The sequence below is a fragment of the Schleiferilactobacillus perolens DSM 12744 genome (genome assembly GCF_001435585.1).
GTDB lineage: Bacteria > Bacillota > Bacilli > Lactobacillales > Lactobacillaceae > Schleiferilactobacillus > Schleiferilactobacillus perolens.
The window spans coordinates 1-230 of sequence record NZ_AZEC01000094.1 but is presented as its reverse complement, the minus strand read 5'-3'; the positions used below and the strand labels follow the sequence as shown (position 1 = coordinate 230).

Below are 230 nucleotides of genomic sequence, written 5' to 3'. Positions count from 1 at the left end.
CCCGGCCCATAGTAGTCAAGGAGTGCCTTAGTAAGCTGGTGATTCATATTCGTCACCCAACCGTTTTCTCGATGACCGATTTTCTTGAGCCGCTGCCGAGCCGCCGGAGTTTGCTTCTGTTGCAGGTGCTTGCGCTGCTGCTTTCCGCAACGGCGTCTGGTGAGCAGCTTATTACCGCTGACAAACTCCGTTTCGCCGGTTTCGTCATTGTAGGCGGTGAGGATATTGAT

The 230-nt window shown here is 53.9% G+C and carries 1 pseudogene; it reads right to left on the bottom strand.

The window, feature by feature from the left end:
* Positions 1-230: pseudogene (locus FD09_RS16530) on the bottom strand (RNA-guided endonuclease TnpB family protein); the annotation flags it as partial.